The 24,854-nt window shown below is 62.1% G+C and carries 7 protein-coding genes and 1 pseudogene; 5 read left to right on the top strand and 3 right to left on the bottom strand.

Going from position 1 to position 24,854, the window contains the following annotated elements:
- Positions 1–49: 49 nt before the first annotated feature.
- Both E3N85_RS06260 and E3N85_RS06265 read right to left on the bottom strand, forming a co-directional pair.
- The gene (locus E3N85_RS06260) at positions 50–670 is read right to left on the bottom strand and encodes a hypothetical protein (RefSeq protein ID WP_198412066.1); all 621 of its coding nucleotides are present in this window, start codon (positions 668–670) and stop codon (positions 50–52) included.
- A complete protein-coding gene (locus E3N85_RS06265) occupies positions 660–6,728 on the bottom strand; it encodes a hypothetical protein (RefSeq protein WP_198412067.1) in 6,069 nt (2,022 codons plus the stop codon). Before E3N85_RS06265 ends, E3N85_RS06260 begins: the two co-directional genes overlap by 11 nt.
- 640 nt (positions 6,729–7,368) lie before the next feature.
- Here E3N85_RS06265 and E3N85_RS16730 point away from each other — a divergent pair.
- Positions 7,369–7,656 carry a hypothetical protein gene (locus tag E3N85_RS16730; RefSeq protein ID WP_241978345.1) on the top strand — a complete coding sequence of 96 codons (288 nt, stop codon included), beginning with the start codon at positions 7,369–7,371 and terminating at the stop codon, positions 7,654–7,656.
- A gap of 96 nt (positions 7,657–7,752) precedes the next feature.
- The gene (locus tag E3N85_RS16735) at positions 7,753–8,079 is read left to right on the top strand and encodes a hypothetical protein (RefSeq protein WP_241978346.1); all 327 of its coding nucleotides are present in this window, start codon (positions 7,753–7,755) and stop codon (positions 8,077–8,079) included.
- Positions 8,080–9,223: 1,144 nt separating this feature from the next.
- Here the strand turns inward: E3N85_RS16735 and E3N85_RS06275 are convergent.
- Positions 9,224–10,479 (bottom strand): annotated as a pseudogene (locus E3N85_RS06275) (IS110 family transposase).
- Positions 10,480–10,869: 390 nt separating this feature from the next.
- On the opposite strand from E3N85_RS06275, the gene E3N85_RS06285 reads away from it, so the two are divergent.
- Genes E3N85_RS06285 through E3N85_RS06295 form a run of 3 tightly spaced genes read left to right on the top strand, consistent with a single transcriptional unit; the run spans position 10,870 to position 24,854 of the window.
- A complete protein-coding gene (locus E3N85_RS06285; RefSeq protein ID WP_241978347.1) occupies positions 10,870–13,704 on the top strand; it encodes a helicase-related protein in 2,835 nt (944 codons plus the stop codon).
- Between the two features lie 3 nt (positions 13,705–13,707).
- Positions 13,708–18,423 carry a DNA methyltransferase gene (locus E3N85_RS06290; protein WP_134460900.1) on the top strand — a complete coding sequence of 1,572 codons (4,716 nt, stop codon included), beginning with the start codon at positions 13,708–13,710 and terminating at the stop codon, positions 18,421–18,423.
- Entirely contained in the window at positions 18,420–24,854 is a 6,435-nt protein-coding gene (locus E3N85_RS06295) for a DEAD/DEAH box helicase (protein ID WP_134460902.1), read from the top strand. The genes E3N85_RS06290 and E3N85_RS06295 overlap by 4 nt, the downstream gene beginning before the upstream one ends.

Here is a 24,854-nt window from a genome sequence, read left to right on the forward strand (position 1 = left end):
GGTGAACGATAGCGGCCGAATTTGTCGTTGTCGGTCGAACCCGTCAAGCTCAGTCACCAGTCTGGCCCGGGCGTTCAGAACTTTCTGCTTCGAGAGCAACGACCAGTGCCGCAACTACCGATGCCAACGCGGTGGCCCTCGTCTTGACTTCGCTATTCCAATCCTCACTCTCGGTGGCGTCTTCGCTGTTATCAGGGTCAACACGAACGAGGCGAACTCTCCGAAGCGTGTCATCACCGATCTGCTCGGCCTGCGGGACCCAAGCCGCCTCATCCCCTTCCGCAAGCGCGGCAGCACGGGCGATCAGCCCGTGAACGAGGTCGCCAGCAAGTCGGTCGACGAGCAGCGCGGCTTTCAGAGTGGTGCTTGACTCTGTCGCTGCTTCACTTGGCTCGGTGTCAGCAGTGAACGCACCGAAGTAGGCCCACGGCCGTCGTCCCGGTGCCAACCTTGCGATTGCCGCCTCCACCTCATCCACTTCAGCGAGAGGCAGCCGTCCGCCAGGAAGCTGACGGCGGAGTGCCCAGAGGCGGAGTATTAGGTCAACGACCTCGGCCTCGGCGATGGCTCTCTCGGACTCAGTCTTCTGTTGTAGGCCGGTCATCTTCTCCGCGAGGTGGTGAGCGATCCAGCGTCCGAGCGTATCGGTGTGCTGTAGGTCAGACGCCAATAATCTGCCTAGTTCCAACACGCCCGCTGGAGTCGCTCCATCCTGCCCCTGGCCGATAGGAGAAGACCCGGAAGTCGTTGTCACGATCTTGATCACCTCCTTCATCCTCAGAATCGAGGCCGTACCGATCACGGCGGTCCTCTTGCCTCAAACGCACTTCAACTACGAGAACTCGCCCCAGACGATTCAACAGCTTATCGAGAGCGGGCCTGGTGATGCGAAGCCGATGGCCTGAGGGCCCTCGCGGTTCGCGACCGTCGGAAATCTCTGCCCACGTCTCGGCGGCAAGCACTAAATCCCCGCCAGCGCCCTCCCGCCAGTGAAGACCGCCCGCGATCGAGGTGATGCCGAGCGCCTCGATTGCCGCGGCCGAAGGGCCGGGGAGAATGGGCGTCAGCTCTTTTGCGAGAAGATCTAGCCGGTCGATCCCACCCTCGGTATACGGAGTCGATACCCAGCCTCGAAGCTCAAACGGAGGCGAGTTGAACTGAAATTCTTTGTCTTCAGGATCAGCTGATGGGATTCGAAAGTTCCAAGAGCCTTGGCCATACTGTAGTGCTCGCAGAAGCGAGTCGGTAGCCTCAGGGTTTACCAACGCTGAGGCGACGTGGCTCGTCAAGGAGCGGCCGTCCTCAGTAACAGACGCCGACTGCCAGACTGTCACCCACTCCCTAGCGGGTTCAAGTGCAGCCAAGAATGCGTTTTCGTCGATCCGGCTGTTTCCTCGCGGGCCGAATGCCATGAGCGACCCGGGAACTGGTCTTCGCTGATCGGTAATCCACCGTCCGTCGGGGCGGGCGATGTCGAAGCCCGCGACCCACCTCAAGATGTCAGGTTGGTCGGCATCAGGGTCGCGATATGGAACAGCAGTTCGCATGAGCCGCCCGGCAACGGTCAGCGCCGCGTGACGTTCTAAGTTGTACTCCAGGTCTTCGGCTCTGGGGACCTGCCACTTGTAGCCGTAGGTCTCGCCATCCTGGTAGACGGCTGCCGCCCGCCTCGGGTCTTCTGCATGGTCGCCGTTGTCCCGCCAACCCCATTCATCAAGGACGAGCGTGCTCGCAGCCTCGAGCACTTCTTGGTGCGTGATGACCATGGTTTCTGTCAACTTCCCGAGGACGTACTCATCGAAGTCGGAGTCGAATCGGAGCTCAGCTCGCGGCGCTCCCTTCATCATGGGACTTGAATGTCCGGGCCGATGCCAATTCTCAAGTACGACAGGCTCCGCTAATTGAGCCTCCCAATCGGTGCCAACAGAGGCGCTATCCGAGGTGGCGGTAAGCTGCGCAATTGAGTAACAGTGCCTTTGAACCGTCGCATGATCTGGATAACGGCTGCTCAGTTCCGCCACTGCGGACAGGAGCACACCGATGGCGGTGGGATCGTCGCGCGTTGCGCGCTCGACAGCGATCAGGAACCACTCAGCAGCGCTCATTTCATAGAAGGGGAATCGTGGGTCGGCGTACCCGGCCGCGTCTCCCCGAACGACTGCCGTGCGAAGCGCAACGATCACATCGGTTACGCCGAGTTCGATGGCAGTGCGAACGGCGTGCGCGGCCTGCCAACGAACTGCGGAGCGCGGGTCGCCGAGTGCACCCCAAAGGAAGTTCGCTACCGCGACATCAATCGAATCCTCGGGCGACTGTCCTGTAGCCGTCGGCGATTCGATGCCCAGGTCCGCCTCGAACGAACCGATCGTTTCGCTTAGTACGCGCGCAGCGGTTAAAGGGTCGAGTACTGCGGAGGCTCCGGCTGCAAGCATGTAGCAGTGATCGGCGTCGATCAGCGCTTCCTCGAGATCCAGATGGTCGAGGGCACGTTGCAGGAGATCAGTGATGGTTACATCCAGTAGTGTCGCCGCCGCATGGAGGTCAAAGGTCAGCCAATTCCCGTGAAGCAACTGTGCACCGTACCGTTCGACGTATGCCGTGATCGCGTTCTTCAGGGATTCCACGAACGACTGTGCAGTACGAGGACGCTCAAGGGCCGTGTTCAGGAGTTGGGCCAGGTCGTAGCTGCTGAGGTTATCTGAGCTCGATGCGGCATCTAGGATTAGTCCCCACTGGAGCTGTGGACGCGAGAAAACCTCCGCGACGAGGAGGTTTTCGCCAAATGCGGGCGCTGCCCGCTGAAGTTCGATGGCCACATCTACCCCGCCTGACTGGGTGAGGTCGAGAGCGGCGATCTCTGCCTTGCACTCATCAACCTTCGCCACCCGCTCTGCCTGCTCAGCTGACGTGGGAGTGAACGCAGAGCTTGGAACTGCCTCAGTCCTCACAAGCGATGGAGGATCGGGAAGCGGCGATTGCGCGAACGTTACGTCTAGAGATTGTCCTAGTCGCGCCGCGAGGTCGTTAATGGCGGAGAGAACCTTCGCGTCGATACTGTCCTGCGCTGCAAGTCCGCGGAGCGCACCGTCCAGGTCGAAGCTCGTCGAAAATACCGCCAGGACGACCCTGAGGTCTGGGCGCCTTTCCAGCAAAGCGCCATTGCCTTCGACGAGGCCCCGGCATTGCCAGTCGAGTTCCCCGAATCGACGATCCCGCCATTGTCCTAGGATTCGCAGAATGTTCGGGCCCGAGAGGAGCGCGAGGACAGAGACGAGGCGGTGCTGGCTGATTCCGCGATAGATGATCGGCTCGACGGCCTCGCTCAGATGAGTCACGCGCGCAGCCAACGCTATTGCATCGGCTTGATCGATGCCCGCCGACGCCCGTGTGAGTGCAACTATCGCATCCCATCGATGATTGGCATCATCGCCTACTCCTGTCGCAGCCTCTACTGCCAGGTCGAAGTAGCTTCCTGCCTCTGCCCGGCTGAAGGCTCGGAGTCCCCGAGCGATGGTAACTAGCGTCTCGGCCTTGCTGTCGCCCGTGTCGGCGGTTTTGACAAGAGCGAGGCGTGCCGCGTTGGCAAGCTCGATGACAGCCGTTCCGAAACGGGGGTCGCCGCGCAGACCCGAGATCAGATCTCGTGCGCCCGGCACAGGGGTATCAGCTGCGATGGCCTGGATGACTCGCGCGCACTCGTCTGCTACCGATTTTTCCTCAAAGGCAGACCCGATCAGCGGGATAATCTGCCGAGCAAGTCGGAGCTTCATCGACCAGGTCTCGTCTCGGAAGTGACGTTTGGGGTAACTCTTGATCGCGTCCACGGCGGATTGCGGATCTAGTCCGCCGAGGGCGTACTGTGCCCAAGTCCTGAGCCAGCCGAGAGAGGGCAGTAGATAGCGATTCAGGTCCTCGTCGTCAGCCTTCGAGGGATCGTACTTTCCTCGCTTCTCTGCGACTCCGACAGGACGGTAGTGCCTTAGATCGAGGACCTCACCCTTGAGCTCGGTATGTAATGCGATGGCCAAGAGAAGACCGGGCCGACCATGACCGAATTGATCGCCGAGTCCGCGAGGCAGCGAGGGCGGCAGGCACCTGCGCAGTCGTTCGGCGGCTACGGTTGCGCTGGTGATTGAGTGACGTACTGCGAGAGCGCAGACCCACGAAGCCCCTCGAAGCGCAACATCTTCAGCATTCCGATTCTGGAATTCGTCGGCAGTTAGGGTAGCGCGGATTCGGCTCAGTGTCGCCCATGCGCCATCGACGACATTGGCGTCAGCGGTCATTCCAACACGCTGCATCTCGCCGAAGATGCCAAGGAGCATCGCGGGATGTGTAGAACTCGTGATCAGGCGTGATACGTCCGCGTCATCGACGCGCGAGATCAGCACGTGTGCGAGCTCTGCGCTCGATTCGAGGACGAATTGTGCTGGCCGCCATTGAGACAAGTAGCGAACAGCTGTCTCGGGTCCATCCGTTCGCAACATTGCCAGCGCGATGTGTGCTACTTGAAGTGGGGTGACGTCCTCGTATCGGGAGTGCGGCCCTCTCGGCGTGTGCACCCATGCAGCAATGGCTGCGGCTGCCTGCCGGGCCCTGCTCCTTGCTGCACTCACACCCCCACTGGAATGCGCGAGCAACGCCGCCTCGGCACCGAGCGTGGACCCCGGCCAGGTCTGCGGGATTTCCCGAGATGCAATCAATTCGTTAATTACTCGGGTGACCATGCCCGAACCCGCTAGGTCCGGGTAGTCCCTGATGATCGTGAGCTGTCGGCCCCTCCCCGCTCGCCCGGCTCCAGCGCGCATAGCGAGCTGCACTACCGAATCCGGACGCCGGAGGCGAACAGCCGCACGAAGTCCGAACTCGACACGAGAGTGCTCGACCTGAGTGCGCTCGACGCCGCTCGTGGACGGCAAGGCGTCGTCCGTGGCGACCAGCGCGAGGAGCTCATCGTGAAGATTCGCACTCCAGAGAACCTCAGGCAGGGATGCGGCAGCGTAGGCCGAGGAGCCGCTCAACTCTCGGAGCTTGGCCGCGACCTGGGCTGCGACCTCAAATGTCGCGGGGTGTCGGGAACGGAAATAGGTCTCTGTCGGCTCGTCAAGGAATTGGACGCTTTCCCCATTCGAGATCAGGCCGCGACCTAGGTCTGCGATGAAACTACGCACGGCCGCAACTTGAGTGCCGGCAAGCTCCGCAAGCACGTTCAGCGGGACACTGGGGCGCAAGAGGGTAAGGAGCTGTGCAGTGCGCTCGAGTTCTGCTCGCAGTCCCCCCGCGTTGTCCAACGCCTTGGCGACCTGATCTTGCATGAGAGCGTCGAGGGGGGATGATGCGCTCGTAAGCCCAGTCAGGCGACCAAGTGCCTCTTGAATCGACGTAGTTTGAGATAGCACTGTTGCTACGACTCGCGGATTTCCCGCAGTTCGGTCATGAATCTCCCTGACGTCCGGATTAGACGCCGAAGCATGTGTGACACGAACGATCTTGGCTGTCTCCGTGGCAGTGAATGCAGGTAGCTCTAGTGTCGGGATGCCCACCGGAGCTTCCAGGAGATGTCGACGTTCTGGCCGGCACGTCAGAACGATGTGAACGTTGGCTGGAACGGCATCGTCTAGTCGAAGCATGTCACGCACGAATGGCCTTGGGTCTGCGTTATCTGCCGCAGCTATCGCCGCGCTATCAGCAGCATCCACGACGATGACCAACTGCCGCATGCCGATCTGCGCGAGCATCTCACTCGCACCGTTAATACGGCGAATGAAGGCTTTAACGTACTCCTCCGGGGCGAGGTTGCCGGCCTGAATGATCGGAAGCCCGAGACCCAGGCCTGCAACTTCGGTGGCGATCTGAACAAGCCCATCTCGGTGGCGATGTCGCGGACGATCTGGGCTGCGGTAGGAGCCACGCCCGAAGCAGTCGTAGATTATGACGTCGGCACGATCGCCTAGCAAGCCAGGCAGCGCCCGAGCGAACGTGCTCTTGCCGACCCCTCCTTCGGCCGTGACGACTACTACCGAGCCGGGCGCTTCAAGAACTCGGTCTGCCAGGTCCTGATACACATCTCGGGCGATGAATGGTGCGGTGTCAAGGAGGCACGGCGCGGGTGCGAGCTCATCCCGCCGACAGCCAAAGGCTGCTAGCACGTCGGCCTGCCGGATTGGCCCGCTGGACTCGGTGCTCGCACGTGACGCAACGAGGTCGACGAGGGATGCAGAAACTCGAAGATCGGTGTCAGCAGTGAGTCCGTGAATCCCCTGGTCGAGCCCACGGCGAAGAGCGGTGATGCTTGGCTCACCGCCTCGCAGGTCGAGTCGGGAGCATAGAGACTCAGCGGTTTCGACACTGAGACTCGTTCCATCTATTAGTCTGGCGGCCGGCGATCCCGCCGCAGGCTGTTTACCGCTCGCGACATCGCTGACTGCGCTGATCGCCGTGGGGGCAATCGGCTTATTCGTGAGAATTGAGAATCGGATGGCTGCATGCGGGTATTGCGCGCGCAATGCTTCGTCGAGCAGCGCGAACTTGTTGAGGATGTCGCGGACTTCGCCCAGGGCCAGGTTTTGGTCGGGATTCAGGGTGGAATGCTTGAACTGACGCACATTTAGGGATGTGAAGTCCTCCCCTGAAAGCCCGTAAAACTCAACGAGGTCGATGACTTCGGCGCCGTCGGGTTCTTCCTCTGATGGAGAGGTTCCGAGCCCCTCGATCGATACCTGTTGCAAATTGGACGATGGGCTAAGTAGGTGCAGTAGGCGAGTTGCAGCCCAGGTGTAGTGGAATCGGTCGCCATCGCGTGAGGCGCGCACTCGCTCCGAACCGGTGGAACCTCCTCGTTGAGCGGAAGTCCCCTTCACCGCAGCCATCCTTCAGCGCTCCATACAAAGCTGACGGCGCCGACGCAGGCCGTGGTGACAACTAAGCGTCGAATGGCGATTAGGCGCTATCACCAGGTGGAAACCTCCTACCGGTGACGCGGTCACCTACTGTTCGTCAAACACCGCCCCATTCTCCTACATCTCCTTCATCGCTGCCAGGAGACACGCTCTCGCGGGCCGACTGGCTTCCCTTCGCCCCGAGCCGGGAACCTTTTCGCACGGATTGATGGGGCCGCGCTCGGAAAACGGCGGGACTTCACCACGAACGTCGAATCGCTCGGACCGATAATGTTTCATATGACAACAGCACCAGCGATCGCGGCGGTCGTGGGCGGGGGAGTTGTCAACGAGGGCAGAGCGGCTGGACCGATCGCATCGGTCAAGCCCGGGACTTTTCGATCGGTTGCGTTTCGTGTCCTGCGGAAGTGGCCGCTGAACGTGGCTGTAGAGAGCTGACGTTCTGGACTCCTCAATTAGAGTTGCGAGCATGGTTCCACTGCCAGTGATCGACACTGCTTTTGACGTCCGCTCAGATACCGGGGGACGAGACCCCGACAAACACAGTCCGACATTGCGGCGCTACCACCAGTTCCTCTGGAGCAAACCGCTGCCCAGCGGCGCACTACTTTCCTTGGACGCGTCCAGACCGGGGGCGTACCTACATCATCGCTCCGATCTCGGCGAGTTCTTCCTGGCAAGCGACACGATCATCCACACGTTCGCGTCATGGATTCGGATGGCGGACATCATCGCTCAGGTGGACGTCGAGGACTGAGCGGCGTTCTATCGCATCGGTCGCACGATCGGCGGTGCGATTCTCTTCCCGGGCAATCGGATCGATGGGAAGCCGACGATCAATGGTGCGCGTGGCATGCATCCGCAGATTCGCGATCGATTCGACTTGACACTTGAATGCATGCGTCGGCACTACGAAGGCGCACCGAGCCCGCTTGAGGAAACGCTCCTCCGGTATGCGGGGTTCTTTCGCCTGTTCGAGGACTTTCAGGGCTATGTTGACTTCTTTTTCCTGCAAGACCTGGTCAGCTATGACTACGCGACTGTCGAGTTCTTCACCCCGTTCGACAACTTCACCACACCGGCTATGCCAGGAAATCTCGCTGCTTACGAGCACTACCGGGCGCAGACCGTCGGGTTCGTCCAGGCGAGAAACGGCCAGATCGCGGACAGCCTCAATTAGGCGATGGATCCTAGGGTCGAGCGTGCCACGGTCGCGACAGTCGGCCGAACCGGCCCCGCCATGGAAGTCGCACGGACCAACAGCTGACAAGTCAGACCTCCCTGCTGAATGCGCAGCGAAGAGATCTCAGCCAATAAGTGCGGTCATAACAGCACAGCCGAAAGTCGCTCAGCGCTCGCACGTGGGCGCCGCTGCTCCGCGCCAGAGAGCAGCTTCGCCGCGTGCACTTCATGAGTCCGCGTGTTCGGAACCCGCCGGTCGACCGCCCGAACGGGGACGTCGGCTCTTAACTCCCCACGCGATAGGATCCTCCATATGCTGAGTTACACCATGAGCGACTGCCCAATCTGCGATGCAGCAGGCCCTCACCACGCCGAGAACGGCCAGTTCGGCTGCGCCATTTGTTCGAATTGGTTCGGGAGCGCCGCCCCCTCCGCACCCCGGCCACCCGACCGGTACTCCACCGTCACCGATGCCGCCAGCAGGAAGCCCGCCGGGGTGCAGGATCTCTCTGCTTGGTTACCGAGCACGCCCCGCCGATAGTCGTACCTCTGCGCGCCCCCCATCGCTATTCTCAGCGTTGTGGATGTCGGGCATATCCGCCACAAAGGTCAACGTCGGGTGTTCCGCCGGCAGAAACTCGGCGGCTAGCGCCGAAATTACCGCCTGCATCGGAGCATGAGCGTCGATGGGCGACCAGCGCCCGCATAGGTTGAGGTGGTCTCCGCGCGCATAGCCAGCCATGTCTCATGTGTGTGAGCATTTCCTCGATCGGCGAAAAATGGGATGTCCTTCGTCTGCACCGCGGCCGTGGAGACGGGGTAATCACCGTCCGTCCTCGTTCCAATCACCCACTGAACCGTTTTAGGGTGCCCCGGTATCCAGTCGATGTGGATTGCGTAAGGTCGATGTTCGGTTAGACGAGCACGTCCGCGTCAAAAGATCTCGAACCTTCGTCGCGGGCCACACAAAGGGCCGTTGCAAGTCAGGCAACTGAATGGCGCCATTCGGCGACCGGCAAGACTCGCTCGATCTCCGGCAGCGACAACATGGGCGCTGCCCACCAAATCGTCGATGGCCAGCAGCGCCTGACACCTCGGTATGACGCTAATTCGGGGGGGGGGGGGGGGGCCCTATGTTTTTGTCAAGCGGCGAGTTGGTGTTCAGTTTCGTAGAGGGTGCCGTCTCGGAGCATGGCGAATAGAACATCGCATCGCCGTCGGGCGAGTGCGATGAGGGCTTGGTTGTGGCGTTTGCCTTGGGCGATTTTGCGGTCGTAGTAGGTGCGGGAGACGGGGTCTCGGAGCGCTGCGAAGGCTGATAGGAACAGGGCGCGTTTGAGAATCTTGTTTCCTCGTCGGGAGGGATGTTCGCCGCGGATCGAGGAGCCGGAGCGTCGGGTCACGGGTGCGAGGCCGGCGTAGGCGGCGAGGTGGGCAGCGGATTCGAAGTGCTTGCCGGTGACCTCGGTGAGGAGCCGGGCTGCGGTCCTGACGCCGACTCCGGGCATGCTCGTCAGGACGAGGGAAAGAGGGTGGTCGTTCACCAGCTTCTCGACCTCGACGGCGATGTCGGACCCTTGCCGGCGGAGGGCGGCGAGTTGTTCGGCCAAGCGTGGGAGGACCGTTGCGGCGGCATGGGTGCCGACGACTACGACGGTCTGTTCACCCAGGGCCTGGGTGATTTCCTCTGCCAGGCGGCGGCCCATGCGTGGGGCCAGTTTCAGCAGCCGGGTGGCCATCCGAGTGGTGCCGGCTGTTTTCATCGCCGCTGGTGACGGGTAATGCTGGAGCAGATCTAGCATCGCTGGATGGTCCAGGTGCGGGCCCACGACCCGTTCCAACGCTGGGTGGATCTGGGTCAGCAGTCCGCGGATCCGGTTGCTGGTCGCGGTCATCTGACCGAGGATGTCATCGTCAAAACCACACAGCATCGACAGCTCCGCGACCGACTCATCAGCCAGCTGAATCGACCGCAACGCATGCGGAAGCGTTCGGGCGGCTTGGGCGATGATCGCTGCGTCGCGGGCATCGGTCTTGGCCTCACCGGGGTGGAGGTCGGCTATGCGCCGCATTGCCAGGCCGGGCAGGTAGCCGACGAGGACTCCTTCGGCTTGGGCGACGGCGATCGGCAGGGCGCCGATCGTGGCTGGTTGGTCGACGATGACGAGCACCGTGCCGGACTGTTTCAGCTTCTGCAGCACCGCACGCATCTTGCCTTCGTCGTTTGGTAATGCTTTGTCGAAGAGGACCTTGCCGGCCCTATTCAGGGCGACGGCGTGGTGCTCGCCTTTGCCAACGTCGACACCGACAAACACGTCGACGCTGTCATAGTTTTCGATCATGACTGCTCCCATCCACTTGTATTCGTGGCCTGGTCTACGGCGTCAAGTCTCGGCATCCACGTTACGAACGACCTCGGCTCTGGGCCTAGTCGAGCCCCTATTAGCGATCACCCGACGCCAATCGGGTCCGGTGACAACACCCCCCGGATCATTAACGACTGGGGGCAACAATCATGCCGGACCCGACAGGCCAACACCCTCAGATATTCACACCATCTGAGGTTACGAACAAGGTAACGGGGGTACCCCCCTGACGGAAGCAGAGCGCGGCGCGGATAAGCTAGTTGGAAGCGCTGAACCATAGGTTCCTTACGCCGTGCACAGCGGCGGGGCGTTGAACCGGAGGTACAGGGGTGACACAGTCAATGCTGCAAGAGTCAACGGCAGATCATTCATGGGGGGCTCGGTCCGGTAAACTCGCCGTCGCCCCCGGCTCAATCGTGGTTGTGCGAGACGCCGAATGGCTCGTCACGAGCACGGAAGCGACAACCTCCGGAACGCTGATTCGCGTTCAGGGCCTCTCTGAGCTCGTCCGCGACTCGACGGCAGCGTTCTACAGCGACATCGATGACATCGTGCCGCTCGACCCCGAGCAGGCCGTCGTCGTCGGTGACGAGTCAGCTGGCTACCGCACTGCGAAGCTCTGGCTCGAGGCCACTCTCCGCAAATCACCCATTCCGCTCAACGCGCCCGAGCTCACGGTCTCCACTCGCATGCTTGCCGACCCGTTGGCGTACCAGCAGGCGGCTGTACGCAAGGCGCTTGATCCCGAGAATCTGCGCCCTCGCATCCTCATTGCTGATGCGGTAGGCCTCGGCAAGACCCTCGAGATCGGTATGATCCTCTCCGAGCTCGTTCGTCGCGGTCGCGGTGAACGCATCCTGATCGTCACGCCCCGGCACGTGCTGGAGCAGATGCAGCACGAGATGTGGACGCGATTCGCGCTCCCATTCGTGCGACTCGACTCCGTCGGCATCCAGCGGGTACGCCAAAAACTCCCCGCCACTCGTAACCCGTTCAGCCTGTACAAGCGCGCCATTATCTCCATCGACACGCTCAAGCAGGAAAAGTACCGCTCGCACCTCGCGAAGCACAAGTGGGATGCCGTGGTGATCGACGAGTCTCACAACATCACCGGCGCCACTCTCAACAACCGCCTTGCCCGAATCCTCGCGCCGAACACCGAGGCCTTGATTCTCGCAAGTGCTACCCCGCACAACGGCAAGAAGGAATCTTTCGCGGAGCTCATTCGCTTGCTCGAACCCACTGCGGTCACCCCCGACGGCGAGATTATCGAGTCTGAGGTGAAGCGACTGATCATCCGCCGCCACCGCCACAGCGAAGAGGTCGCCCGCGAGGTGGGCGCCGACTGGGCCGAGCGGATGCCGCCCCAGCACTTCCTCGTACAGGCGTCACCGGCCGAGAACGCCGTGGCCAACGAGCTTGCAGACGTCTGGCTTCACCCCGAGAACGGGTCTTCGCCATACTCGAGCGACAATGGCGGCCTCTTCCCCTGGACGCTCGCGAAGGCGTTCCTCTCGTCCCCGGCGGCGCTCAAGGAATCGGTCAAGGAGCGGTTGAAGAAGGTCACGCCCTCTGCCGACGAGAGCCAGGCCCGGGAGCGCGAGGCGCTCGAGTACCTCGGCGAGTTGTCAGATGCCGCTCTGGTGCAGCCCTCAGCCAAGTACACGAAGCTCGTCGAGTACCTCAAGTCGATCGGCGTCAGCCGCACGGGAACGGAACGCGCCGTCGTGTTCTCAGAACGCGTCGCCACCCTGCACTGGCTGCGCGCCAAACTTCTCACCGACCTCAAGCTCAAAGACGAACAGGTTCGGGTGCTCCACGGCGGGCTGAACGACGTTGAGCAGCAGGAAATCGTGGAGAGCTTCAAGCAATCCTCCTCGCCGATCCGCGTGCTCATCACCGGCGACGTCGCTTCCGAGGGTGTCAACCTGCACTCCCAGTGCCATGAGCTGATCCACTTCGACATTCCGTGGAGCCTCATCCGCATCGAACAGCGCAATGGCCGCATCGACCGCTACGGCCAGAAGCACCGCCCGCAGATCAGCACGCTGCTGCTCGACCCGGCGAATGCCAACTTCGCCGGCGACATTCGCGTCTTGAAGCGCGTGCTCGACCGAGAGAACGAAGCTCATGGCGCGCTCGGCGATGCCGCGTCGCTCATGGGTCACTACGACGCGAAGCTCGAAGAAGACGATATTCGCAAAGTCCTGGCCGGAAAGAAGAATCTCGACGAGGCCGTCCCCACAACCGATCACGTGATCGACAACGGTGACAGCATTGGCGCGCTCATGGCACGACTTGCTGCCGCTCAAAGCTCACCGGCGAATGTGACGACGGCCGGAGCGACGGATGCCGGCAGCGGCCTTTTCGCCGATGACACGGCGTTCCTCCGTGAAGCGCTCCAGGCGACGTTCGCCACCCCCGCAGCCTCGGTCTCCGACAACGGCGTGAACTGGCACGAATACCCGAACCACGGCCTGATATCGCTCTCGCCCACCCGTGATCTCGCGCAGCGCCTCGAGGTGCTGCCGCAGACCTACCTGAGGGACCGCAACGTGCTTGACGAGCTCAAGCTCGTCGTCTCCCCCCAGCGCGGAAAAGCGCTGCTGCAAGACGCTCGAGATAACAAGGCCAGCACGTCGCTGTGGCCGGAGGCGCACTACCTCGGCCCGTTGCATCCGGTATTGGAATGGGCCAGCGACCGCGCCCTCTCCAACCTCGGCCGCAACCAGGTCTTCGCCGTGCGTGGCGAGGTTGACGTGCCCACTGTGCTGCTGTTCGCCACGCTCACGAACCGTCGCGGTCAGGTAGTCGCCAGTTCGTACATTACGGCGCAGATTCCCGACCCCGCAGACCCGGAGTTCGTGCTGCCGACCGCCCACGGTACGGCCCACGAGGCTCTTGAAACCATCGGATTCACCGGTGCAACGGCAATCAACTATGGTGCGGTCACGGTCGATCACCTGCAAGGGCTCATCGCACCGGCCGTGCGCGCCGCTCGAGCTCTCGCGGACCAGTTCTCTGACGCTTCGGCGACCACCATCGAGCAGCGCATCGGCCGCTGGTCAACTCGGGTTGACCTGTGGGAAGAAGAAGCCAACGCCCTCATCCAGATCAAGGACTTGAAGTTGCGCCGCGTAACCGTGGAGCAAGAGCGGTTGATGGCCGAGTCGATGAAGCCACACCAGCAGTTGGTGCGCCCATTGCTCGTGGTGGTTCCACAGGATTTCATGAATGAGAACGGCACGGGGGAGTAGCGCATGTCAGACGAAGCGATCATCATTGGTGAGGGTTGGCTGAGCGACCACTTCTTCACCACCGATGCGAAATCCCAGTCGTTTCACGCCCGGGCCGTGGCCAGGCGCAAGGAATGGGATGAGCAGGATGCCGACGGTACCCCGTCGGCGCGGGCCCGTTTCACCGCAGTGCGCGCCCAGCTCGAAACACGCCTTGCCGCACTCGAGCCGGGCGTTGACGACCTGGGCATTCGTGACGAAATCTACGGCCCCCTGCGTACAGTGCTCGGATTCACCGGCGGCGGCTATCACCTCGACCAGAACGGACCGCTGCTGCGCGTAACCCAGCCCGGCCTCGTCGAGGGTTCACCTTTGGTGATCGTCGAGGCCCGCCCCGTCGACACGCTCGAAGACCTGCTCGCTCGGGATGCCGACACCTTGCTGGTTCCCTTCGAGGTCGACGACAATCACAAACACGCGATCTCCTCGGTCGGGAGGCTGCTCTCCACCCTTTTTGTCGAGGACGACGGGCCAATCTTCGCGCTGGTGCTCGCCGGAAAGTGGCTTCTCGTCGCCGAGCGGGAGCGATGGGCAGAGGGACGCTACCTCGCTGTTGACCTGCAACTCGTAGTCGCCCGCAACGACGCAAAAAAAGGCGGCGAGATTGATCGTGCGCTCACCTGTGTGTCGGCCGAGTCGCTGGCTCCGGATGCTGAGGGCGACATCTGGTGGTCCCAGGTGCTCGACGAATCGATCAAGCACACGGTTGGTGTCTCCCAGGACCTGCGCGAGGGCGTGCGGCTGTCCATAGAGATCATCGCCAATGATGTGGTTGCCCGTCGGCGCCGGAAGGGAATGGAGCCGCTGCCCGGCAGCGAGGCCCAGACGCTCGCAAAGCAGTCGCTGCGGTTCCTATACCGAATTCTTTTCCTGCTTTACGCCGAAGCCTCGCCAGAACTCAACGTGCTGCCCGTGGGTGCGAGTGAATATGAGGAAGGCTACAGCCTCGACCGTCTGCGCGAGCTGACTCTCGTGAAGCTCGCGACCGAACAGGGCGAGAACGGCACCCACCTCTATGAGTCCCTGGCTGTGCTCTTTCGCCTGGTTGACCGAGGCCACGGTGTCACAACCCCAGCGCCGCCCGTCGAGTCTGGCGAGACCCCCTCCGAAGCCTTCGACCTCCGCGACGGCCTGGTCTTCAACAGCCTGCGCGCCGACCTCTTCCTCCCCAAGGCGACCGCCCACATCGATGAGGTGAAGCTGAGCGACACCAAGCTGCAGGAGGTGCTCGCGCACCTGCTGTTGAGCAAAGTAAAGAACGGCCAAGACATTGGCTTCATTAGCTACGCAGACCTGGGCATCAACCAGCTCGGCGCCGTATACGAGGGCCTCATGTCGTACACGGGTTTCTTTGCCGAAACCGAGCTTTATGAGGTAGCCAAAGACGGTAATGCCGCCAAGGGCTCCTGGGTCGTGCCTGTCGAGCGCTCTCAAGGCATTTCCTCTAAGGATTTTGTTCAGGAAGCGCACCCGATTACCGGTGAGACCCGTGCTCGAATTCACCCTGTCGGAAGCTTCGTCTTCCGGCTGGCCGGCCGAGAGCGCCAGCAGTCAGCGTCCTACTACACACCCGAGGTGCTCACCCGGTTCACGGTCTCTCAGGCGCTCGAGGAACTACTGGACCAGGACGACACAACTACGACAGCCGCCGAGATTCTCGAACTAACTGTTTGTGAGCCCGCGCTCGGCTCCGGTGCATTCGCGCTCGAGGCAGTGCGCCAGCTGGCCGACCAGTACCTTCGCCGTCGACAATCCGAACTGGGCGAAAAGATCGATCCGGATGCCTACCCGCGGGAACTGCAGAAGGCGAAGGCCTCGATCGCACTGCACCAGGTGTACGGCGTCGACCTCAATGGCACCGCAGTGGAGCTCGCCGAGATCTCACTCTGGCTCGACACAATGTCCGAGGACCTCCAAGCCCCGTGGTTCGGCCTGCACCTCAAGCGTGGTAACTCTCTTATCGGTTCCCGACGTGCGGTCTACAGTCGCGATCAGGTGAACTCAAAGTCGTGGCTCAAAACCGTGCCTCGAGATGTTCACGTGTCAGATCTCGCTACCGACCTTCGTGAGGGCAAGATCGCTTCAGGAGTCTCTGGATCAATCCACCATTTCCTCCTTCCGGCGGAAGGCTGGGGCAGCGCAGTCGACGCCAAGGAAGCGAAAGAACTTGCCCCCGAGGCGCTTGCTGCCCTCAAGGGCTGGCGTCGTCAGATCACGGCCAAACCAACGAAAAAGCAGCTCGACCAGCTCGTGAACCTCTCGTATCGAGTGGAGACGCTCTGGCAATTCGCCCTCCGCCGGCTCGAGATTGCCGAGCGCGAGATTCGACGCCAAATCCCCCTCTGGGGAGCTACCCCCACTGCGATCGAGTTTGTCGAGCCCACACCTCACGTGACTCGTGAAGAAATCGAGCGCAAACTCGCCGATGCCAACGGCGCATATCAGCGGCTTCGCCGGGTTATGGACGCGTGGAACTCTCTCTGGTTCTGGCCGCTCACGGATACTCTCACGCAGGGCATTCAACCACCAACGACAGACCAGTGGATCGCCGGTCTGACTGCCCTGCTCGGCACGCACTTCGAGGTCAAAGCCAAGCTCGCGGCGCAGGGTCAGACAACGCTTGGCCTTTCCAACGAGTGGTCCGAGCTCGGCGCAATCGAAGAGAACGAACTCGCGTTTGCGATGGTGACTCCCGTGAATGGGGCCCTTGAAGCCCACCCATGGCTGGTCGTGTCGGAGCGTATCGGGCAACAGCAGGGGTTTTTCCACTGGGAACTCGACTTCACGACAGTCTTTGCACGCGGAGGATTCGACCTTCAGATTGGGAACCCGCCGTGGGTGCGTCCCGATTTCGATGAGGCCGCTGCGCTTGCGGAGCATGACTCGTGGTGGGCGCTCGCGCACAAGCCTCCGCAGTGGGAAGTCGAGGCGCGACGATCGGCGACCCATACTCTGCCAGGCGCGAAGAGATATTACCTAGAGGAACTCTCCTCGAACACGGCGGTGCGGCAGTCGGTGTCTCACGTCACTCGTTTCCCGCTTCTAGAGGGGCTCCGTCCTGACCTCTACAGGTGTTTTATGGAACAATCTTGGCGCAATATGTCTTCGACGGGAATTGTCGGTCTGATTCACCCTGAAAGCCACTTCACCGACGAGAAGGCCGGGCTACTCAGATCGTCAACGTATCGTCATCTACGCCGACACTGGCAATTCCTAAACAGCCTTCGGCTTTTTGAAGTTCATGCTGAAGTGAACTTTGGAGTGCACATCTACTCGGAGCTTCGTGAGGACGTGCGGTTCCTGATGGCTGCTTCGATTTACCATCCCGACACTGTGAATCGGTCACTTGTGCACGATGGTTCGGGTGCTGAGCCGGGGATAAAGAACACTCTCGGAGAATGGGACCTTAGACCTCACCGAAATCGCATTCTGACTGTCACGCAGGACGTTCTCAAGGCCTGGCATTCCGTACTGGAGGACCAGCAAGTGCCGGTTCTGCGAACTCGAATGGTCTACACAGTGAGCACGGCTATTGCGAGTGCTTTAGGGAAGGTCACGAAAAACGGTCGGATTGCATCCCTAGGATTGTCGTTCTCTCTAGGTTGGGATGAGGGAGCAGACTTCAAGAAGGGTCGGTTTGAGAAAAGGTGGGGGGTAGCCGACGCTTGGTCGAAAGCAATCCTTCAAGGGCCACACATGTTCGTCGCAGACCCCTTTTACAAGTCGCCAAACAGCACAATGTTGCATAAGACTGACTGGTCGAGTTGTGATCTCGAGAGCCTGGCGGCCGATGCTTTACCCGTGACCGCTTACAAACCCACTGGGAATTGGGACGACTACGAAGCTGATTTCACGAACTGGCCCGAGGCGGAGCCCACTGCCGCTCGCAGGTACTATCGTGTCGCTTGGCGAGCAATGGCGGGGAATAACAATGAGCGGACGCTCTTGGCAACAATAATTCCACCGGGTGCCGCCCACGTGGACGGTGTGAACTCGCTTGCAAAGAGCGGCACCGTGGCCGGGGTCGAAGTCGTCTGGGTCGCTGGATTTTTAGCGTCTCTAGTTTCAGATTTCGCCGTCCGCGTGGCCCCGAAGTCTGCGCTCCGTCGAAAGACGATTGAGCGGTTACCTATAGTTTCAACGTCCCCGCTTATGCCACATTTAGTGCTTCGGACGCTTCGGTTGAACTGTCTAACAGATGCCTACTCAGAGCTCTGGTCGAGCGTCTTTGAGACTGAGTTCAAGTCTCAGAATTGGGTTGCTGGGATTGATTACCCGAATCGGAAAGGGTTGGGTGAAATCGAGAGTCACTGGACGCGGGATTCTCCACTCCGTATTGCCAGTGACCGTCGTCAGGCGCTCGTAGAGATTGATGCTCTAGTCTCAATTGCGCTGGGCCTCACCGCCGACGAGCTGTGCACGATCTATCGCACACAATTTCCCGTTTTGTATGGCTATGACCGCAATAGTTATTTCTATGATGTAAATGGCCGACTTGTGCCGAATTCTGTGCTTCGTATATGGCGCTCACGGGGGGATCAGACTACCGAGGACGAGCGCACGACGAGTAGCGCGGGCAATATGTACACCTACGAGCTCCCCTTCGTCACACTCGACCGTGAGGCGGACATGCGGCAGGCATACGCGCACTTTGAGAAGATCCTCGAGGAGCGCTCGTGAGTGAGCTCCTCCCCACACTCCAAGCGGAGGATGTGCGGGATGGTCTGGTCGACTACCTCTCCACCACTTTTGCCCTCGCCGACGAAGACGCACGCGTCGCGCTCGACCGCTTCCTGCGGCATTCGGAGCGGGGAATCTTCAAGGGCCCCTACGTGCGGCTGCGCCTACCGTTCAAGCCCGCCGAGGACGGATGGCGTTCGACACTCGACTGGTACGAAGGCTTCCCGCCCTACGGGCACCAGGCCGCGGCCTTTGCACGGCTCAGCAGCGCGAACCTGAGCGCTGAAAAACCTCGCCCGCTGCCGACGCTCGTCACCACCGGAACTGGCTCCGGTAAGACGGAGGCCTTCCTCCACCCGATCCTTGACCACGTGTTGCGCGCCAAGCGCGAGGGCGTCGAGGGAATCAAGGCGCTTATTCTCTACCCGATGAACGCCCTCGCCAACGACCAAGCCCGCCGCCTGACCGAGCTCATCACGACCAGCCCTGCGCTGGGCGGGGTACGCGCCGCCCTGTACACCGGGCAGAGCGGACCCACTCGCAGTACCGTCACCGCCGACGGGCTCATCACCGACCGCACGGCGATGCACGCCGAGGCCCCCGACATCTTGCTCAGCAACTACAAGATGCTCGACCAGCTACTGCTGCGTCCCGCCGACCAGGCCCTCTGGAAGCAGAGCGCAACCAGCCTGCGCTATCTCGTGCTCGACGAGTTCCATACCTACGATGGAGCTCAGGGCACCGACGTCGCCATGTTGCTGCGCCGGCTGGGCCTCGCCCTCAAGCGCAACTGGCCCGAAGCTCATCAAGACATCGATGACGCGGCTCGGGCTCGTCCGCTCGGGCTCATCACCCCCATCGCCACGTCCGCCACTCTCGGCGACAAGGGCGATCCCACGCTCATGGTCGACTTCGCCAACACCGTCTTCGGCGACGACTTCGATGACGACAGCATCATCACCGAAACCCGCCTGACCCTCGAAGACTGGTCAGCGGGGGCTCACGAAAGCCTCGCCGGCCGTGGTCTCCAGCATCGGTCTGTCGACGCTGCCCTCGTCACCGAACTGACCGACGCCGTCGCCGCCCTAGGCGAACTACACCGCGACGCCGAGACCCTCACCGCGACCGTCTTTGCCACCCTGTACTCAGACGGAACTTCACAGAATGCGGCAGAGGCGTTCGCCGACGCTACCCCGGAGCTGCTGCTCGCTGCCGCTCAGGGGCATCCGTTCATCCGCGAGCTCTGCGAGGCCGCGATCGATGCGGTGTCGATCGACACTCTGGCCGTGGCGTTGTTCCCCGCCGGGCTCAGAACCACTGAGAGCATCGAGCAACGAGATGCTGCCCGCGGAAGCTTTTTGATTGCAGTCATCGCTGCGCTGAGCCATGTGCGAGCCGTCGCTGGCCGCTCAGCAGCCTCGGTGGATCTGCACCTGTGGGTGCGGGCGCTCACCCGGCTCGACCGATACGCCGGCCCCACCGTCGGATACGACTGGTCCGACGACGGCGGCATCGAAGAGCGCGAAAACGACGACCCGTTCAGTGTGGAAGGACGCGCGAAGTTTCCGGCCATTTTCTGTCGGCACTGCGGGCGTAGCGGGTGGGGCGTGCAGCTCGGACCTGTTGGGTTTGACCTTGATCACAGCGACATCAACATTCGCCGCAACCACGCCAACCACTCGGCGCGATTCCGAGCGCTCATCTATGCGCCGCGGGAAGCCGACCAGCAGGAGCAGGCGCCAGCGGATGAGTCGAGGACGGAAGGCCTCTGCTGGTTCGACGTGCAGCAACGCAACCTCAGCCTCGAGCCGCCGCGCGATGAGGAGTACGCGCAGGCCGTCACCGACGTGCTCCCCGTGCTCACACTCACCGGAGACGAAGCCGACGAAGCCTCGAACAAAGACGTCTGCCCCAACTGCCAGAAGGCCGACGGCATCCGCTTTCTAGGAAGTGCGATTTCAACGCTGCTCTCGGTGAGCATCAACACTATTTTCGGTGATCGTCACCTCGATGCCAACGAGAAGAAAGCTCTGGTCTTCACCGACAGCGTGCAGGACGCCGCCCATCGAGCCGGATTCGTGCAGAGTCGTTCGCACGTTTTTAGCCTACGCAACGCCATCCGAGACGCCATCGGTGAAGGGTCTTCGACCCTCGACGATGTCGCCGAAGAACTCCTGCGGCGCGCGGGCGACGACAAGTTTCTGCGTTACCGCCTCCTGGCACCCGACGTCGTTGACCGAGACACGTTCTCGCCGTTCTGGCGAGAAGACACCGCTCGCCGCGTGCCCGCCAGAACCATCAGGCTGGTACGCAAACGTCTCAAGTTTGACCTCGCCATGGAGTTCGGGCTGCAGTCCCGGGTGGGTCGCACCCTCGAGCTGACCGGGTCGGTCGCCGCCGAGGTCGATGCGGGCCCGGAAGCGCGCCTCGAGGCGCTGGGCCGCGCAGCCGTGCGCGACTTCGAGACCGCCGGATTCGTGGACGACGACAGCGACGGCGAGGTAGCAACCTCAGAGATCGTGCGCTGGGTTCGCGGCGTGCTCGAACGCATGCGCGAACGCGGATCCATCGAGCACGAGTGGTTCCGCAAGTACATCGAAAACAACGGCGAACGCTGGCACGTGTGGGGCGGCCGGCCCCGCGGCGAGGGAATGCCGGCATTCCCCAAGGATCGCGAAGCACCGGCCTACCCGCGCGTCGGCTCGACGGCAGCCATGAAGGGTGCCCGCGAGTCCCACCTCGACCAGGCGACCTCGTCGCGGGGCTGGTACGCGATCTGGGCGCGCAAGGTGCTCGGCGTCACCGCCTCTGACGGAGCCAAGCTCACAAAACTGCTCTTCACCGAATTGGAGAAGGGCGGAATCATTCTCGGCACTCCAATCGGTGCCAGTGGAGCGATCGCCTATCAGCTGAGTCCGAGCCGAATCCTCGTGGCGCCCATCGATCTTGCCGATCTGGCGGCCGCACGCAATCTGCTCGGGTGCGACACCTGCCAGACCCCCGTGCCCGGAACGGCCACGGTGGTCGAACAGCTCGGCGGCGGGCCCTGCATGGTGGCCCGTTGTCGCGGCACTCTTCGGCCCATGGCCGGCACGGCAAACTACTACCGCCGTCAGTACGACGAAGGGGAGATTCGTCGGGTCGTTGCCCGAGAGCACACCAGCATGCTCAAAGATGAGGTGCGCCTCGAGTACGAAAACGGCTTCAAGGCTGCAATTGCGAGTCCCGATGCGCCCAACGTGCTCGTCGCCACACCCACGCTGGAAATGGGTATCGACATCGGAGACCTATCCACGGTGTTCCTGGCCGGACTCCCTCGATCGGTGGCATCCTACCTGCAACGCGTGGGGCGGGCCGGCCGCGTGACCGGCAACGCCCTCACGATGGCTTTCGTCGTGGGACGCGGCGAACAGCTGCCCAAGCTCGGCGACCCACTCTCCGTGATCAATGGGGAAGTGCGCCCGCCGGCCACGTACCTGAATGCCGAGGAGATCCTGCGGCGGCAGTACACAGCCTCCATCGTGGACCGCCTCGCCGCAGCGGGAAAGATACTGGGCATCACGCATGCCCGTGACGTGCTCGCCAAGACCGAGGGCACCTCCTTCCTGGCCATCGTCATCGACGATGCCGAAGCTCACGCGGAAGAACGACTTGAGGCCTTCCTCGCGACGTTCGACCACCTCAGCGACTGGGCAACCGAGACGCTGCGAAGTTGGTCTCTGCCCGGCGCCGAACCACGAATGAGCGGAATCGCCACCACGCTCATCGCGTCCAGCGCGCGCTGGAATGGGGAAATCGAAAACCTCCGTCTGCGCAAGAAAGCAATCGTCGAATCGCTTCCCGAGCTGGAGAAGGCCGCCGGGCACCCGGCAGCGAGCGAAGACGACAGGATTGCGTTCAGAGCGGCCAAAGCATCACTGGGCATGGTCATCCGTCAATCGAGCGATCTCTATGACGAGCACTGGGTCGGAGCGCTTGAACGCTTCGGAGTTCTGCCGAACTACACCTTGCTCGATGACAGCGTGCGGCTTGATGTGGCCCTCAGCTGGATCGACCCCGACAGCCAAGAATTTCAGCACGATGCCATCACCTACGAGCGCGGTGCCGGAATCGCGATCAATGAACTCGCACCGGGGGCAACCTTCTACGCCCAGGGCGTTGAAATCTTCATCGATGCCGTTGACCTGGGCAGTGAAGGCTCGCGAGTGCAGACGTGGGTGTTCTGTCCCGATTGCGGGTATGCACGCGACGTCATGGATCCCACCGACGGCGATGCCTCCAAGGGGCCGGCCAGCTGCCCTCGCTGCGGGAGCAAGGGTATTGCTGACGCCAACCAGAAGTTCGATGTTGCCGAACTCGAACAGGTCTCGGCCGAGGTTCGCCGTGACGAATCGACGATCAGCGATCGCCGAGACGAGCGGCAGCGCGAACGGTTCTCCGTGCAGATCGCGGCCGACATCGACCCGGCCAACGTTGCGCGTCAGTGGTTCGTTGAAGGAACGACCTTCGGCGTGAAGTACCTGCGCGAACTCACCATCCGCTGGATCAACCTCGGCAAAGTCACCGGGGCGGGTACACCGCGAATGCTCGCGGGAGAGGAACTCTCGCCACCCCTGTTCCGCGTCTGCGGAGCCTGCGGCAAGCTCGACCAGAAGGGCGACGTCAACACAGCCCGGGAGCATCGCCCCTGGTGCCGATACCGCACGTCCAAGCAGGAGCACGCGCGGCAACTCGCCCTCAGCCGCACGCTCACAACGCAGGGCCTCGTGCTTCGACTGCCGAGCGCAGTCACGGTTGGTGACGGACTCGGCCTGCCCAGTCTTTCCGCGGCCGTCCAACTGGGACTGCGGGAAGTCATTGGTGGCGACCCGGACCACCTTCGGCTCGTCGCAATTGTGGAACCCGTGCTGGGCGATGAGGTCAACAATGTGGCCCTCCTGATTCATGACGCCGTACCTGGCGGAACTGGGTACCTCGCGGACCTCGCCGAGCAGGGAAACATCCGCGACATCCTCGAGCGCGCCTGGCGCATCGTGGCTGTATGCCCCTGCCGGCACGAGGGCAGAAGCGCCTGCCACCGATGCTTGCTGCCTTTTGCGCCCGGTGGCGATCTTTCTCTGGTCTCGCGGGCCAGCGCCGAGCGGAGCCTGCGCACGATCCTTGGCCTCGATGAGCAGGGCGAGGGTGCTCCCTGGATAGTGACGGAAATCGACCCAGGGGCGCAAGACCCCGAGTCGATCCTCGAGCAGTGGTTCCGCAAGGTGTTTATGGACCGGGCTCGCGCTCTCGGCGCCACGATTAAAGAGATCCCCGGCGCTTGGGGCAACACGATTCGCCTGACGCTACCGGGAAGTAAACACCAGTGGGCGCTGACACCGCAGCCCTTCATCGGCAAGACTCGGCCTGACTTCGTGTTGGAAGCCATCGGGGGTGGTGCACCTCCGCTTGCGATCTATACCGACGGTCGCGCGTACCATGCCACGACAGCCCACAACCGGATCGCCGATGATGCTGGTAAACGACGGTATTTGCGAGCACAGGGGTATGGCGTGCTCGCCATCACCTGGGATGACATCAAGCGCGCAGACACCGCCACGGCCGAGCCCGCGACACCGTGGTTCGACCGCGATTTTGCGGCATCCATGGTGAACCAATTCGGCCTGTCGCCGAGCGCTCTTGACCACGTCACCGCTAACCCGATCACGCAACTGATGGACTGGCTCCAAGACCCTTCGGCGGCCGAGGACCGATGGAAGCGCGTCGCACACGGGCTTCCCATGCTCACCCTTCAGCCGGGCAAGTTCGTCGATGCCGTTGCCTCGCGCGAGGCGCTGATCGAACGCGCCGCCGACGTGTTGCAGGGGGCGCTACCCGCGGCCTCGAGCCAGCCATTTGCCTGGCATCTCGAGCGCACGTCGGTTGTCATGGCCTCGCGCTATAGCGGCACCGGGGACGCGACCGAGGTCGTGCTTATGATTGATGACCGAGCGAGCGCGGTGGCAGACACGAACTTTGCCGATGCCTGGCGACTGTGGCTGCGGCTGTCTAACCTGCTCGGCGCGGCCGATGTGACCCGGCGCGGCGAGATCATGGCGATGTCCGAGGTATTCGACTACGCACCGCAGCTGGGCGCGGTCGACGTGATTGCAGGCGGCACGGTGTCAGTGGAGTGGGCAGCTGCACTCGAATTCGCCGACGGCGACGAGCGGGAACTGCTCTCACAACTCGCCGAGTGGCCCGACATGGTCGTGCCCACCATTGGTGTCGAGGTTGCCGACGGTATCCCGGTGGGAATCGCGTGGGAACTCGAGCAGATCGCCGTATCGTTTGGGCTTGACGACGGCGACCGCACGGACCTTGAGAAAGCGGGCTGGGTCATTGTCGAACCGAACGTCACCGCAGTTGCAGCAGCACTCGGAACAGGAAAGTAG

The organism is Cryobacterium sp. Hz9, from assembly GCF_004402825.1.
GTDB lineage: Bacteria > Actinomycetota > Actinomycetes > Actinomycetales > Microbacteriaceae > Cryobacterium > Cryobacterium gelidum.

Coding starts and splice junctions, on each gene's coding strand:
- E3N85_RS16730 (WP_241978345.1), top strand. CDS start 7,369: ATGGTTCCACTGCCAGTGATCGACACTGCTTTTGACGTCCGCTCAGAT.
- E3N85_RS16735 (WP_241978346.1), top strand. CDS start 7,753: ATGCATCCGCAGATTCGCGATCGATTCGACTTGACACTTGAATGCATG.
- E3N85_RS06290 (WP_134460900.1), top strand. CDS start 13,708: ATGTCAGACGAAGCGATCATCATTGGTGAGGGTTGGCTGAGCGACCAC.